The sequence below is a fragment of the Photobacterium sagamiensis genome (assembly GCF_050337085.1).
In the GTDB taxonomy this organism is placed as follows: Bacteria; Pseudomonadota; Gammaproteobacteria; order Enterobacterales; family Vibrionaceae; genus Photobacterium; species Photobacterium sagamiensis.
Genome location: NZ_JAKJSP010000013.1, coordinates 50,891 through 65,572, shown reverse-complemented (window position 1 = coordinate 65,572; position 14,682 = coordinate 50,891). Strand labels below are relative to the sequence as shown.

The 14,682-nt window shown below is 49.2% G+C and carries 10 protein-coding genes and 1 pseudogene; 7 read left to right on the top strand and 4 right to left on the bottom strand.

Annotation, left to right across the window (positions count from 1 at the left end):
* Positions 1 to 327 precede the first annotated feature (327 nt).
* The 3 genes from L4D76_RS03905 (at position 328) to L4D76_RS03895 (ending at position 5,327) form a co-directional block, all read left to right on the top strand.
* The gene (locus L4D76_RS03905; protein ID WP_428439630.1) at positions 328 to 1,716 is read left to right on the top strand and encodes an NCS2 family permease; all 1,389 of its coding nucleotides are present in this window, start codon (positions 328 to 330) and stop codon (positions 1,714 to 1,716) included.
* Positions 1,717 to 1,729: 13 nt separating this feature from the next.
* Positions 1,730 to 3,505 carry an adenine deaminase gene (gene adeD / locus L4D76_RS03900; protein WP_428439629.1) on the top strand — a complete coding sequence of 592 codons (1,776 nt, stop codon included), beginning with the start codon at positions 1,730 to 1,732 and terminating at the stop codon, positions 3,503 to 3,505.
* A 376-nt stretch (positions 3,506 to 3,881) separates the two neighbouring features.
* Positions 3,882 to 5,327: a cytochrome P450 gene (locus tag L4D76_RS03895; RefSeq protein ID WP_428439628.1), complete on the top strand. Its 1,446-nt coding sequence runs from the start codon at positions 3,882 to 3,884 to the stop codon at positions 5,325 to 5,327.
* Positions 5,328 to 5,493: 166 nt separating this feature from the next.
* Here L4D76_RS03895 and L4D76_RS03890 read toward each other — a convergent pair whose 3' ends face one another.
* Genes L4D76_RS03890 through L4D76_RS03880 form a run of 3 tightly spaced genes read right to left on the bottom strand, consistent with a single transcriptional unit; the run spans position 5,494 to position 10,947 of the window.
* Positions 5,494 to 7,266 carry an NADH-dependent [FeFe] hydrogenase, group A6 gene (locus tag L4D76_RS03890; protein WP_428439627.1) on the bottom strand — a complete coding sequence of 591 codons (1,773 nt, stop codon included), beginning with the start codon at positions 7,264 to 7,266 and terminating at the stop codon, positions 5,494 to 5,496.
* Positions 7,259 to 10,396, bottom strand: coding sequence for an NADH-ubiquinone oxidoreductase-F iron-sulfur binding region domain-containing protein (locus tag L4D76_RS03885; protein WP_428439626.1), 3,138 nt, complete (start codon positions 10,394 to 10,396; stop codon positions 7,259 to 7,261). The genes L4D76_RS03890 and L4D76_RS03885 overlap by 8 nt, the downstream gene beginning before the upstream one ends.
* A complete protein-coding gene (locus tag L4D76_RS03880) occupies positions 10,393 to 10,947 on the bottom strand; it encodes an NADH-quinone oxidoreductase subunit NuoE family protein (RefSeq protein WP_428439625.1) in 555 nt (184 codons plus the stop codon). Before L4D76_RS03880 ends, L4D76_RS03885 begins: the two co-directional genes overlap by 4 nt.
* 204 nt (positions 10,948 to 11,151) lie before the next feature.
* On the opposite strand from L4D76_RS03880, the gene L4D76_RS03875 reads away from it, so the two are divergent.
* From L4D76_RS03875 to L4D76_RS03865, 3 genes are read left to right on the top strand one after another with little or no spacing between them, the layout of a single operon-like run.
* Positions 11,152 to 12,153, top strand: coding sequence for an ABC transporter substrate-binding protein (locus tag L4D76_RS03875; RefSeq protein ID WP_428439624.1), 1,002 nt, complete (start codon positions 11,152 to 11,154; stop codon positions 12,151 to 12,153).
* Complete coding sequence (locus tag L4D76_RS03870) at positions 12,128 to 12,883, top strand: ABC transporter permease (RefSeq protein WP_428439623.1); 756 nt, start codon at positions 12,128 to 12,130, stop codon at positions 12,881 to 12,883. Before L4D76_RS03875 ends, L4D76_RS03870 begins: the two co-directional genes overlap by 26 nt.
* On the top strand, positions 12,864 to 13,580 hold the full coding sequence (locus L4D76_RS03865) for an ABC transporter ATP-binding protein (RefSeq protein ID WP_428439622.1): 717 nt from the start codon (positions 12,864 to 12,866) through the stop codon (positions 13,578 to 13,580). The genes L4D76_RS03870 and L4D76_RS03865 overlap by 20 nt, the downstream gene beginning before the upstream one ends.
* Before the next feature lie 216 nt (positions 13,581 to 13,796).
* Here the strand turns inward: L4D76_RS03865 and L4D76_RS03860 are convergent.
* Positions 13,797 to 13,928, bottom strand: a pseudogene (locus tag L4D76_RS03860) (ISL3 family transposase); the annotation flags it as partial.
* Positions 13,929 to 14,076: 148 nt separating this feature from the next.
* On the opposite strand from L4D76_RS03860, the gene L4D76_RS03855 reads away from it, so the two are divergent.
* Positions 14,077 to 14,568 (top strand): AraC family transcriptional regulator, encoded by a 492-nt coding sequence (locus tag L4D76_RS03855; RefSeq protein ID WP_428439621.1) that lies wholly within the window; start codon positions 14,077 to 14,079, stop codon positions 14,566 to 14,568.
* Positions 14,569 to 14,682: the final 114 nt, after the last annotated feature.

Below are 14,682 nucleotides of genomic sequence, written 5' to 3'. Positions count from 1 at the left end.
TCATCAAATAAGCCTTTATGCGGAATAATAAAGTCCGCAAAGTGAGAGCCACGTCATGCCTATTTCATCGATAAATTCCCTAGAATGTATTCGAGTATTTAACGACCCATAGAAATTATAAATCGTCAGCACCTGAAAATAATTATGAATAGCGCGATTATTTGTCATTAATAAATCTTCGCGAAAAAATTTAACTCAGTTTATTTCACGATTGATTGGATTGTCTTCAGTTAAGACAAAGCATCGAGCAATGATGTAACACATTCAGAAATAAACTGCTTAATCAGTGTGCCCACCTGTTAGATGAAAGACGACAAGGAATTATTTATGACCATGCCAAGCAGTGACAATAGTGCCCCCGTCAATGAGGGCTCTACAGATTCATTGACCGCCCCTCAAACTGAGCCCCAACAGGGGTTTATTGAAAGCCATTTTAAACTCACAGCCCATAACACCACCCTATCTACCGAAATAATTGCAGGTATCACCACCTTCATGACCATGGTGTACATTGTGTTTGTTAACCCGCAAATACTGTCTGCCGCCGGGATGGATCCGAGTGGGGTTTTTGTTGTCACCTGTTTAGTCAGTGCCATGGGCTGTATTGGCATGGGGCTTATTGCCAACCTTCCTATTGCGTTAGCACCAGCGATGGGACTGAATGCCTTTTTTGCCTTCTCTGTTGTGGTCGGCATGGGGATAAGCTGGCAGGTCGGTATGGGGACAATTTTCTGGGGAGCAATATGCTTTGCCCTGATGTCCGCTCTTGGTATTCGCTCATGGATATTGACTAATATTCCAAGCTGCTTACGTATCAGTATTCCAAGTGGTATCGGCCTGCTTATTGCGCTGGTCGGGTTGAGCAACGCCGGGATTGTCGTCGCCAGCCCGGCGACAATGGTCACCATTGGTGATTTAAGCTCGCTACAGTGTGTTTTAGGTGCACTTGGCTTCTTTATTATTGTTATTCTGGCTTCCCGTGGTATTCATGCCGCCGTGCTTATCTCTATTGTTGTCGTCACTTCAATTGCTGCCCTCATGGGCGATGTGGAATACACCGGCATTATGGCAATGCCGCCAAGTATCGAAAGTACCTTTGGCCAGGTCGATATTGCTGGTTCGTTAGATTTTGCCCTTGCTGGCGTTATTTTCTCCTTTGCTTTAGTGAGTTTGTTTGACAGCTCAGGCACCATGATCGGTGTCACCGATAAATGCGGGATCACGGATAATAAAGGCCGCTTTCCCCGAATGAAACAAGCCTTGATGGCAGACTCACTGACCTCTGTTGCTGGTGCTTACATGGGAACATCAACAGTAACAGCCTATATTGAAAGCTCCGCTGGTGTTGCCGTTGGTGGCCGAACCGGTTTAACCGCCATTGTCGCTGGCCTGTTATTTATCGTCGTTATTTTCTTTTCTCCATTGGCTGCTATGGTGCCAGGCTACGCGGTTGCCGGTGCCCTGATTTACGTCGGTATTTTGATGTCTTCCGGGCTGGCAAAAATAGACTGGCACGACATGACAGAAGCCGCTCCCGCCTTTATTACTACCGTCATGATGCCATTTAGCTTTTCCATTACTGAAGGTATCGCTACAGGCTTTATTACTTACTGCGTGATGAAAGCGGGTACAAACCGCTGGCGTGAAATCCACCCCGGCGTCGCGATTGTTGCTCTGCTGTTTATTATCAAATTTGTATTTATCGATAGTCATTGATCAGGAGTCGGTTATGTCAAACATAATGCATAAGCACACCCAGCAACTGAGTCGGGAACAGCTCACGCGCATACTGGCTATCCTTCGCAAAGAACAAACCGCTTCGCTAAAACTGACCAACCTGTCGGTACTGGATTTGATTAATGGCGAGATCAATTCGGGGCCCATTGTGATTGATGAGGGCTACATCGTTGCTCTCGGTGCAGAAGCCGAGCACTTACAGGCCGAACGCATAGTCGATTGCCAAGGGCAAATCGCCGTACCGGGGTTTATCGACGGGCATATGCATGTTGAAACATCAACCATGACCCCGTTCGAATTCGAGCGCACGACTTTGCCTCTCGGCACCACCAGCATCGTCTGCGACCCGCATGAATTAGTCAATGTAGTGGGAAAAGAAGGGCTTGAATGGTTCTTGCGGTGCAGTGAGATGACACACCAGAACATGTTTGTGCAGGTTAGCTCTTGTGTTCCAGCTGTGCCCGGGCTTGATATCAACGGCAGTGACTTTACCCTTGATGAAATGAAGAGCTATCTCGACCATCCGCATGTGCTGGGTTTAGCCGAGGTGATGGATTATCCATCGGTGCTTAATGGCCACCCTGCCATGTTAGATAAGCTGGCAGCATTCAGTGAACTCAATCTGGATGGACACTGCCCGTTATTGAGCGGACTTGAGCTGTCTGGTTATGTCGCCAGCGGTATTCAAAATTGCCATGAAACGGTGAGTTACCATGAAGGCAAAGAAAAGCTCACCAAAGGAATGGCGGTGATCATACGAGAGGGATCTGTCGCCAAAAATCTCGATGCCCTGGCCCCTTTAATCACCGAATATAGCTCGCCGTTATGTTTGCTATGTACCGATGACCGCAACCCTCATGAAATAGCGAAAGAGGGGCATATCAATTACTTAGTCAAAAGGCTGATCCAACATCATAAAATCAAACCACACCTTGCCTACCGGGTAGCTTCCTGGTCAGCAGCTAAACACTTCGGCTTACGTCGGTTAGGACTCATTGCTCCCGGATATAAGGCCGATCTCAACCTGATGACTGATTTACATCAGGTCGATATTCAGCAGGTATTAATTGGCGGTAAGTTTGTTGACGAGTTGAAGCTGGCAGCGTCGGTTTCAGACAAACTAGCCATCTCTACCCCTCCCTTGCAGCCAAGCATGCAGCATAAGACAGTGACGGCGGATGAATTTAAAATCAACCTGAAAACAGGCGATTATAATGTGATTAGCATAGTAAAAGATGAGCTGATCACCGATCACCTGATTTGTCGCTTCGATGGCTGTCAGTTTACCGAAAAAAATATCAACAAACTGGCCATCGTTGAACGCTATGGTCACCAGCTTCCACCGGCGATGGGGTTAGTGAAGGGGTTTGAACTCAGCGAAGGTGCCATTGCATCCAGCGTTGGTCACGACTCTCATAATATTGTTGCCATAGGTGTTAATGAAGAAAGTATGGCCCTTGCCATCAACCATCTGTTGGCGATAGGCGGTGGGTATTGTGTTGTACAAAACGGCAAGATAACCGCAGATCTCATGTTACCGCTGGGCGGGATCATGAGCTTGGAAAGCTCAGAAATGATCGCCAGTCAAATCGAGGTATTAAAGGCTGCAGCCAAACGGATTGGGGTAACCGTCGCAGAACCATTTGTGCAAATGAGTTTCTTAGCGCTTCCGGTTATTCCATCATTAAAAATGACGGTAAAAGGTCTGTTCGATGTAAACCAGTTTAAACTTATCGATCTTCGGCTTGAACCGTCGATAACCACTTAATCGACGGATAACACGAAGCAAATAGTAGAAATAGCACTTACCTGCTCATTTTTGCATGACGTCTTCTTACGGAAAGGCCATCAACGATGGCCTCACGCATAAACTTTACCGACATCTTTAGAGAAAACGCGTCGATAGTGAGGCTATCGTACACGTTATTAACAGTCCTATCTGTCGCATACCAACAATATCTCCCCCTGAAACAGCAGTAACCACCCTAGGTTGAATTATCCCCCCAACCAGAGATTTCCTTTCTCTTTAACGGACAATTGCTCCAGCGTTACTATACTTATCAACTGGTACGATTTGTTTGCATTTCTATTATACCGATTGGTATTACACAACAGGTCTGGTTAATACAGAGGAAAACACAAGCATGACAGAGTCAGTGATACGAACAAACCAAATTGAAAAAAGGACACTGAAAGATCTGCCCCAGCCCAAAGGCTGGCCGTTGCTGGGTAACTTTCTGCAAGTACAGACAAAAAACCTCCATCAGGTACTTGAACAATGGTGTTTGGAATATGGCGATACCTACAAGATTAATATTGCGGGCATGTTGTTTGTGGTGATATCAGACCCTGTGGTGGTAAAAGATATTCTGCGACGACGTCCAAAATCCTTCAATCGTACCGCCAACCTGGAAAAGGTATTCAAAGAGCTTGGGATCCACGGTGTCCTTTCAGCCAATGGCGAGAGCTGGAAGCGACAACGCAAACTGATTATGCCTGCATTCAGTAAAAAGAGCCTGACCTCATTTTTTCCCTTGCTGGAACAAATCACTGAACGGCTTCGTCTGCGTCTCATGAAAAAAAGCGAACAGAGCACCCTTTTCGCCATTCATGATGATCTCCGTCGTTTTACTGTTGATATCACCACCTCACTGGTATTCGGCCACGACACCCGACTGCTGGAGCATGACGGCGATGATCTGCAGAAATATCTGGAAGTGATCTTCCCGGTACTAAACAGCCGCACAAAAATGCCTTTTCCTTACTGGCATTACATCAAACTTCAAAAAGATCGCAACGTTGAGCAGGCGCTGATCGAAGTTGAGAAATATGCACTGGAAATAGTGGAACAGACCCACGCCGAACTTCAACAAAACCCGGAACTGGCGGATTCCCCAGAAACCATACTGCAGGCAATGGTAGCCGCCTCTGATGACGATAATAACCGGCTAACCAACAAAGAGCTATTTGCCAACATTCTGACGTTACTGCTGGCAGGAGAAGACACAACCTCTAACCTGATCGCCTGGATGCTGTATTTTATCAGCCAGCAGCCAGAGGTTCAGGACAAAATTTGTGAAGAAGCAAAACAGATCAGACAAAACCATGAGGGACTACTCAGCGTTCAGGGGTTGGATGAGCTGATCTATCTGGAGTCAGTAGCCCGGGAGACGTTGCGCCTGAAATCTACCGCGCCCATGATATCAGCTGAAACCGTTGATCAAGTCACACTAGTAGATGGCACAGAATTACCAACTGGTACCCGCCTCTTTTTAATGACGCGACTGGGGGGAATGAATACAGACCGATTTCCTGACGCCTATCAGTTCCGACCGGAACGTTGGCAGACTGAAGCAATGGCTACTGAAGCCTGCCCGCATAGAGCCACCAGTCACTTTCCCTTTGGTGGCGGCGCCCGCCACTGTCCCGGTGAATCGCTGGCCTTTATGGAAGCAAAAATGGTTGTCGCCATGTTATGTCAGCAATTTGATATTTATCAGCCGGAGGTTCCTCCTGTGGTGGAAGAAGAATTTGCCATTACCATGCGGCCCACAAACCTTCAGATATGCTTGCGACCAAAAAGCTCATAATCGCGTAAGTCAGACAGGGGCCACAAGATACAGAAAGGCCGAAGCGAATCAATGAGGGTATAGATCCTGAACAATATAGGCTGGATCAGGCTGGTCGATTTCGGTAGCTCGCCGCCAGCCATTACGGCCAGCGGTATTCAGTTTGGATTCGATGTTCCCGCTTAACTCAGACTGCAGGTTTACCCCTGTATTTCGTATGCAACAGATGGTGAGATTTCTCGCCAAGCGGCTGTTCGAGGAACTCAGCGTACAGCTGCTGAACCGCCTCATTCTCATGGGATTTACGCATCAGCTTGCCTTCATCTTCAGCATAAATTGCGTTAATCCGTTTCATGCGCACAGCATCACTGGTTAGACGCGGTTGCCCGCCACCTCCGATGCAGCCTCCGGGACAAGCCATCACCTCGATAAAATGGTAGCTCTTCTCGCCTGATTCGATATGTTCAATCAGGCTGCGGACATTGGCCAGCCCGTGCGATACCGCCACCTTGACTTCCACGCCATCCAGGAATGACCAGTCGGCCACCGGCTGCTCAATCACAATCGATGCCTCCTTTATCCCTTCCAGCCCAGTCACCGGAGTAACGTGCAGGTTCTCCACTGGTAGCTCCCGCCCGGTCACTATCTCGTAAGCGGTACGCAATGCTGCCTGCATGACCCCACCGGTATTGGCAAAGATGTCTGCGGCACCGGAGCTCAGCCCCAGCGGTGCATCCATCTCACTCTCCGGTAGTGCCATGAAGTCGATACCTGCCTCCTTGACCATCTGCCCTAACTCGCGGGTTGTTAGTACATAGTCCACATCCTGCACGCTGCTATCAATCATCTCCTGCCGCTGGCACTCAAATTTTTTCGCCGTACAGGGCATGATGGATACGACGGTCATCTGCTCCGGCCGGATCCCCAGCTTCCGGGCATAGTAGGTCTTGGCAACCGCACCAAACATCTGCTGTGGCGACTTACAACTGGAGAGGTTGGGCAGCATGTCAGAATAGTAGTATTCGGCAAAATTGATCCACGCAGGACAACAGCTGGTGAACATTGGCAGCGAGACCTTTTCCTTATCCAGCAGCGCCTTCTTCAGCCGCATCAGCAGCTCTGTTCCCTCCTCCATGATGGTGAGATCTGCAGTAAAGTTGGTGTCGAACACCCCATCAAAACCCAACTGACGCAGTGCGCTGGCCATCTTGCCTGTCACCAGGGTACCTGGTTCACAGCCGAAGCACTCGCCAAGTGCCGCGCGAATGGCCGGTGCGGTCTGCACCACGACGGTTTGCTGTGGATCCTCGAGCACTTTCCAGACATCTTCTACGTGATTGCGCTCTGAGATGGCACCAACCGGACAAACCGCAGCACACTGACCACACTGGACGCATGCCACATCATTGAGATCCAGGGTAAACGCCGGTCCGATGACTGTATCGAAGCCGCGTCCCTGCGGATAGAGTGCACCCACGCTCTGCACCTGAGAGCAGACTGTGACACAGCGGCGGCATTTAATGCATTTGCCATTATCGCGCAGCAGTGCTGGCGTACTGTCGTCGATGTGTGAGGCTGCCTTTTCGCCCTGATAGCGGATCGCTTTCAGTCCCAGCTCTGCGGCCAGTTGCTGCAGCTCACAATCTTCATTGCGGTCACAGATCTGGCAGTTGCCCTGGTGCTCTGAAAGGATCAGCTCAACCACTTTTCTGCGGGCGTCACGCACTTTAGGACTATGGGTCATCACCCGCATCCCGTCTGCAACCGGTGTAGAGCAGGCTGTCGTCAGGGTTCGCGCACCCTCTATTTCAACCAGACAGGCCCGACAGGCCCCGGTGGGCGCAAGCTTCTCCAGAAAGCAGAGCGTAGGGATATGGATGGCGGCCTGCTTCGCCGCCTCCAGAATGGTAGTGCCTTCGCCTGCGGCAATCTCCTTTCCATTGATGGTAACCTTAAGCATCGGAAGCCTCCTCCTGGTGAACTGGGCATTTTCCATAATCACAGCGCAGACAACGTTTCGCCTGGCGGATCGCCTCGGTCTCGTTCCACGCCTGCTCCACCTCATCAAAGTTATTTCTTCGTTTTTCTACCTGGATCATCCGTAGTGCCTCCCTTGGATAGGGAACGGGATCGGCATCGGGATCATAGTTGGTGGTATTTTCATGCTCTGCCCGCCAGAAGGCATGCTTCTCACCGCTAAGGAAGCAGTCGATGCCCACGGCAGCCCGCTCACCATCGGCAATCGCCCTGACCACCGACATCGGTCCGGTCACAGAATCGCCACCGGCAAACACGCCCTCCATTGAGGTCTGGCCGGTGACCGGATCGGCTTTCACCCAGCCATTGCTGTTGAGTAACTGCTCTTTGCCAAACACACTTGTATCCAGAGTCTGTCCCACAGCCAGGATCACCTGGTCAGCATCGACGCTGAAGCATTCATTTTCATCCGCTTCAGGGCGTCTGCGACCGGAGCGGTCGAACTCACCCAGGTGCATATGTCGACATTTCACCGCTGCTACCCGGCCCGCCGAATCGCTCTTTATCTCTTGTGGAGCGGTCAGGGTTCTGATGCTGACACCCTCCTGGATCGCCTCATCGACCTCCTCGGCGTAGGCTGGCATCTCCTCGCGGGTACGACGATAGAGCACGGTGACAGTTTCCGCTCCCAGTCGAATCGCTGTACGAGCAGCATCAATGGCAGCATTCCCCCCACCGATAACTGCAACGTTCCGGCCAACCGGAACTGAACCACGAATGTTGTATTCACGCAGGAATGCCAACCCATCGACGACAAATTCAGCATCGCGACCAGCAAGCTCCACGGTCACTCCTTGTGGCGCACCAATGCCTATGAATACCGCATCTGCGCCCTCTTCTTTCAGTTGCTTGATGGTGAAATCTCGCCCCAATGCCAAGCCAGTTTTTATGGTGACGCCCATATTTTCAATCATTCGGATCTCACGGGCGATGGTTTCTCTGGGCAGTCGGTAGGCGGGAATGGCCTGCACCAGCATCCCGCCAGGACGCGGCTCTTTCTCATAGATAACCGGTTTATAACCCAGTCGGGCAAGGAAGAAGGCGCAGGAGATGCCAGCGGGGCCACCACCAACGATGGCGATATTGCGACGTGCATTTTCTTCGTTATGCCGGAGCTCTGGTAGTTGTGGTTCCAGCTCCTGATCGACCATGAATCGCTTTACGCCACGGATAGATACTGGCTGGTCCAACGAGGAGCGGCGACACTTCTCTTCACAGGTGTGGAAGCAGACCCGGGCGCACACGCTGGCAAACGGATTGCGGCTGCGATGCAGTTGCAGTGCTTCATCGTAGCGCTGCTCACCCACCAGCGACACAAATCCCGGGATATCGACCCCGGCGGGGCAAGCGGTCTGGCAGGGAGCACGCACCAGTGACGGGCAGACACCCGCCCGGCAGTGGCGGTCCCTTATATGCTCAACATATTCTTCGCGGAAATGGCGGATGGTCGATAACACAGGGTTGGGCGCAGTCTGCCCTAGTCCGCACAGCGAGGTTTCCTGGATCAGCTCACCCAACTCCACCAACTGGTCGATATCCTCCATCCGGCCACGGCCTTCGCAGATTCGGGTCAGGATCTCCAGCATCCGCTTGGTGCCGACCCGACAGGGAACACACTTACCACAGGACTCCTCTTGGACAAACTCCAGAAAGAAGCGGGCAATATCAACCATACAGGCATCATCATCCATCACAATCAGCCCGCCTGAACCCATGATGGCACCCAGTTCACTAAGCGACTCATAGTCCAGCGGCACATTGAGGTGCTGTTTCGGCACACATCCACCTGAGGGGCCCCCCAGCTGTGCAGCCTTGAACGTCTTGTTGTTGACTATCCCACCGCCGATGTCATAGATCAGCTCACCCAGGCTGGTGCCGATCGGCACCTCAACCAGCCCTGTGTTGCGTACCGCTCCGGCTAGTGCAAACACCTTGGTTCCCTTACTCTTGCCGGTACCGAAGGCGGCGTACCAGCCGGCTCCACGGTTGATGATTTCGGGTACACTGGCAAAGGTTTCGACGTTGTTCAGACAGGAGGGTTTATCCCACAGTCCCTTCTGCGCCGGGAATGGCGGACGCGGACGCGGCTCCCCCCTGCGCCCCTCGATGGAAGCCATCAGCGCAGTTTCCTCGCCACAAACAAAAGCACCGGAACCCATCCGGATCTCAAGATTGAAGGAGAAACCGGAACCGAGAATATTCTCACCCAGCAGGCCATATTGCCTGGCTTCATCGATCGCTTTCTGCAACCTGTATACAGCCAGAGGATATTCTGCCCGCACGTAAACATAGCCCTGTGAGGCGCCAATGGCATAGGCACCGATGATCACCCCCTCAATCAGGCTATGCGGGTCGCCCTCCAGCACGCTGCGATCCATGTAGGCCCCCGGATCCCCTTCGTCGGCGTTACACAGCATGTAACGCTGATCCGCCGGGCTATTGCGGGTGGAATTCCATTTCATCCAGGTCGGAAAACCGGCACCACCACGGCCGCGCTGCCCAGAGATTTTCATCTGCTCAATAACATCATCGGCAGTCATGCCATCGAGCACCTTTCCAAGCGCCTGATAGACACCCACATTTAGCGCTTCGGTAATGCTTTCCGGGTCGATTTGCCCGCAATGTCGCAACACAATCTTTGTCTGCTTGCTGAAGAAATCGATATCGGAAATAGAAGGAATAGCCTTGTCGCCACTGCCGTCACGGGCAACCAGACGTTCAATCACCTGCCCGCCCAGTAGGTGCTGATTAACGATTTCCGCAGCATCTTCCGGCTTAACGCGTTGATAGAAAGTCATATCGTCGAGCATCAGCATTACCGGACCTTCCACACACAGTCCCATGCAACCCACAGCAATCACGTTCGCCCGGTCATTAAGTTGCTGTGCGGCTATCTGCTCCCGGAGAGCGGCAATCACCTTGTCTGAGCCGGAGGCCAGACAGCCGCCGCCGGCACAAACCAGCATCTGGCTGACACCCTCGGCCCGGTTGAGTTGTTCAGGAAGTCGGCGAAGCTCTTCAAATGAAGAGATGCGTTTTATTGGCAGGTTCATCCGGCATCCTCCATCTCGTCCGTTGTACAAGGCTCTTCAATCTGCCCATCAGCATAGGCTTTTAACAGCTCGCCCAATCTGGTTGGCTTAATCCGTTGATGAACATCGTCATTAATCATAACTACTGGTGCGAGGCCACAGGCACCAAAACAGCGACCAACATCCAGAGAAAACTGCCGGTCTTCGGTGGTTTCTCCCACATCAATACCCAGTTCCTTTTTCAGTGACGACAGAACCTCTTTTCCTCCCCGCACATAACAGGCGGTTCCCAGACATACCCGGACCACATACCGCCCTCGCGGCACTGTAGAGAAGAAGGAGTAGAAGCCGACAACGCTGGCAACCTCGCTGTAGGATTTGTTGAACCGGGAGCTGATCTGCTTCAGAATACTCTCGGAAAGATAGCCAAACCGACTTTGCGCAATCTGCAATGCGGGGATCAATCCACCAGGTTTATCCAGGTAATCCGCAATGAGCCCATCCAGTTGCTCAAGCATCTCCTGTTCGGTCAGCTCCTCGCAACAGTTACAACCAGTCACATTTCCCGTCATCAGAAATCTCCGTATCTCAGACATGAGATGCATCAGGCGTATTGCCTTATTCCTGCCCGCCCTGATACCCATATAGAAATTATGGACTAACTGTAGTCAGTTAGTGTTCGAAAAACGGTCAGCAGTCACATTATTTACAACCAAAAGGCTGAAATATAGAACGATAATTTGAATTTCACGATTTGGTCACGGAAGAACAATGTCATGAATAAAATCTTATTTTCAACAATTGCATTGTTAGGGGCGATATTTAGCTTATCTGCGCAAGGTGAACAGGTACAGGCGTCTGATATTAAGACTCAGAATTTGGTCAAGCCTGTTCACATCAGAATGGCAGCGTTGAAAGGACCTACAGCATTTGGGATGATCCGGATGATTGATCAGGTCAAATCACCTGGAAATGGTATCACTATTTCCTATGAACTGGTGGCAACACCTCAGGACATGGTGGCCCGTATATCTTCAGGACAGGTTGACATTGCAGCCATGCCGGTCAACCTTGCCGCAAAGTTATATAACAAGATGGGGGCAAAGGGATACGCTATCGGAGCCAGTGTTGGAGATGGTGTGATTTATGCCCTTACTACCAGCAAAGATAATATCACCTGGGAATCCTTTCGGGGTAAAACTATTAATAGCATTGCTAAAGGGTCGACACCTGATTATCTCACGCAATACGTTTTGAACGGCCGGGGTCTGAAGGAAGGTAAGGATGTTACTCTTCGTTTCACCTATTCTCATCAGCAGTTAGCCCAGATGATGGCTGCAGGTAAGATTGACAACGCGATTCTTCCTGAACCACTGGTTACCATGGTATTAAATAAAAATCCTCAAGCGCGGATTTTTTCAGATATGCAGAAAGAGTGGGGAGAGTTGAGTGGTACAGGACACAATTATCCCATTTCTCTGGCGGTTGTTTCTCCAAAAATAACGAATAAAAAAGCCCTTGATGCTATTTTTTCAGCATATGAAGAGTCTATTGAATGGGTATTGAATAATCCGGAAAAAGCTGCCTCTGCTATTGAACGTCAGGGTATCATGCCTGCAGCTATAGCATTGAAAGCGATTCCACGCTGTAACCTGAACTTCAGTAAACCTGCAGAGATTAAAAAAGAATTAGAGCTATTTTATGACGTTCTTTTTAGATTTGATCCCGCATCAATAGGCGGAAAGCTCCCAGATGACCAGTTTTACCTCGAATACTAGTTTGATCACTTTTATCAGCATTTTATTTATACTGCTGATCTGGAAATCCGGAGCGGTAGTGATCTCTTCTCCGCTTATTCTTCCTCCACCGGAAGAAGTCATTGAAGTCTTTGGTTCTCTGATGAAGAGTCCGGATTTTTTGCATCATTGGATAGCCACAATGTGGCGGGCAGTGGCTGCTTTTTTTCTTTCCATGACTGCCGGGCTGGTTATCGGAGTTTTTAGCGGGATCAGCCGTGAGTGCCGGGCATTTTTTCAGCCCTATATTATTGTTGTGAGAGCGGTTCCCGTTCTTGCAGTTATTCTTCTGGCTGTTATGTGGCTCGAATCGGACAGAGTGCCTGTGTTTGTGGCTTTCCTTATGGCCTTTCCTCTTTTTGAGCAGAATGTTCAGCAGGGCATACGCGAAACCGATCCAAAACTGCTTGAAGCCGCTCAGTTCTACAACTGGAGCAAAAGCGACATCATCCGGCATATTTACCTGCCTTCGTGTATACCATTCCTGTACAGTGCCGTTATTTCAAATGCCGGGCTGACATGGAAGGTGGTCATCGCCGCTGAAATATTAAGTCAGCCCCTTTATGCGATAGGAACCAAAATGCAATATGCCCAAATGAATCTGGCTACAGCTGAAGTTATGGCCTGGACATTATTGGCAGTAATTACAAGCGGAGGAGTTGATCGCCTGCTGCGTTTTTCCATGAGGTTCTATGTCCGGAATTATTCTTGATAGGGTAAGTTATTCAATTGGTGAACAAACTATATTCAGGGATATCGACTTGGAAATCCCGGATGGGGAGATCACCGTTATTCTTGGGCCTTCTGGTTGTGGGAAGACCTGTATGCTCAGGTGCATTGCTGGTTTGGCCGGTTTTTCTAAAGGAAACGTTACGAATCCCTATGAAAAATCCATGAGTTTTGTATTTCAGGAACCGCGCTTATTGCCCTGGTATACGGTTTGCAAAAATCTGGAAATTAACCTGAAGAAGAATTTCCCTGATAAGAAAGAGCGCCTTAGTCAGATTGCAGACTGGCTGGAAAAAACCGGACTGTCAGATAAAACCGCATCTTATCCGGAAGAGCTTTCAGGAGGCATGAAATTTCGTCTTTCTCTGGCGAGAGCGTTCTCGCGGGATTGCCGTTTGCTATTGCTGGATGAGCCTATGCAAGGGCAGGATATTAATACCAAGCAGACACTGATTCATCTAATCCGTGATATTTGGGAAGAACAGAAAACCACGGCGATATATGTTACTCACGATACGAGAGAAGCCGTTCTTCTTGGACATCGGATTGTTATCATGTCTTCTGCGCCTGGAAAAGTTATAAAAATACTAGACAACCCAGCTATAGCAGAAAAGCTATCTCTTGACGATTCCAGGGTCTTGGAACTGGAGAAAAAGCTGTACGAATTTTTACTGATCTGATCCATTCAGACTGTACTCCAAGCTACTCCACTTTATACTTGAATAGTCCCTGGACCAATATATGCGTCTTATCCACCTTTCGGAATAGATATTCAATTGTTAGATGGGAAGCGATTTGTTGCGAGATGCTCATTTTTGTCCAGACCTATCAAAACTGCCACCTGTCGAAATGGTGGCACTTTGCTATTTGGGATACGAAAAGTGGCTCTTCTCCGGTTATGTGTGCTTGATTTTTGGGTAAAAAATTGAATGCGTTTCTTTGGTCGATGTTTGCCTAATCTTTAACTTAAAATATTCGGTGTCTCTTATTCGACGCGTTCTTCGCCTTAGAAGACAAATTTTAAGTGATCACTACAATGATCGTTAACTCTATAATGGTATTCGTGCTTGTCGTGTTTGTTGCAGTCCTTACGAGCGTGATAGAGACTTGGAACCGCACAGGGCGTCAGACCTCAGTTCATGCCCATGCTGGATGTAAACAACAAAGGAGAAAATCATGAAAAATGAGCAACCGAATATTAAAGAGTTAGCAGAAAGACAAGTTGCGTTTATTTCGTTTACTGGTAATTATATTGGTAACCCTCAAGTTTTTGATAATTTATTTAATAAACTTTGCGGATGGGCTGGACCTAAAGGATTGATCTCCACCAAGACCGTATTCTTATCTTCGTATCAAGATGACCCTAAAATTACCCCAGCTGTTGAACTAACGTTAGATTTGTGTATGAGTATTCTTAAAGATACTAAGGTGAATGGTGAGATACGAAAAAAAGTGTTACCCGGTGGGAAATATGCGGTAATGCACACTGAATTGACAGGACCAGAAGAATATGGGCCAGCATGGAATGCTGTAGTTGAATGGATGGAAAGAAATAATTATGAAGTAGACATGTCACGACCTAGCTATGAGATTTATTTAAATAATCCCGAAGAACACCCAGAAAAACATCATATTATTGATATATGTATGAGCGTTAAAGCAAAATGATGTCATCCAGAAGCCTAGAAGAAGCGAGTGGCAATTCATTAATAATATTAGGGAATGGTGTTTAGATATTGATGGGTAGTTCACAATTATCTGTGCATTAATATTAAACATCTC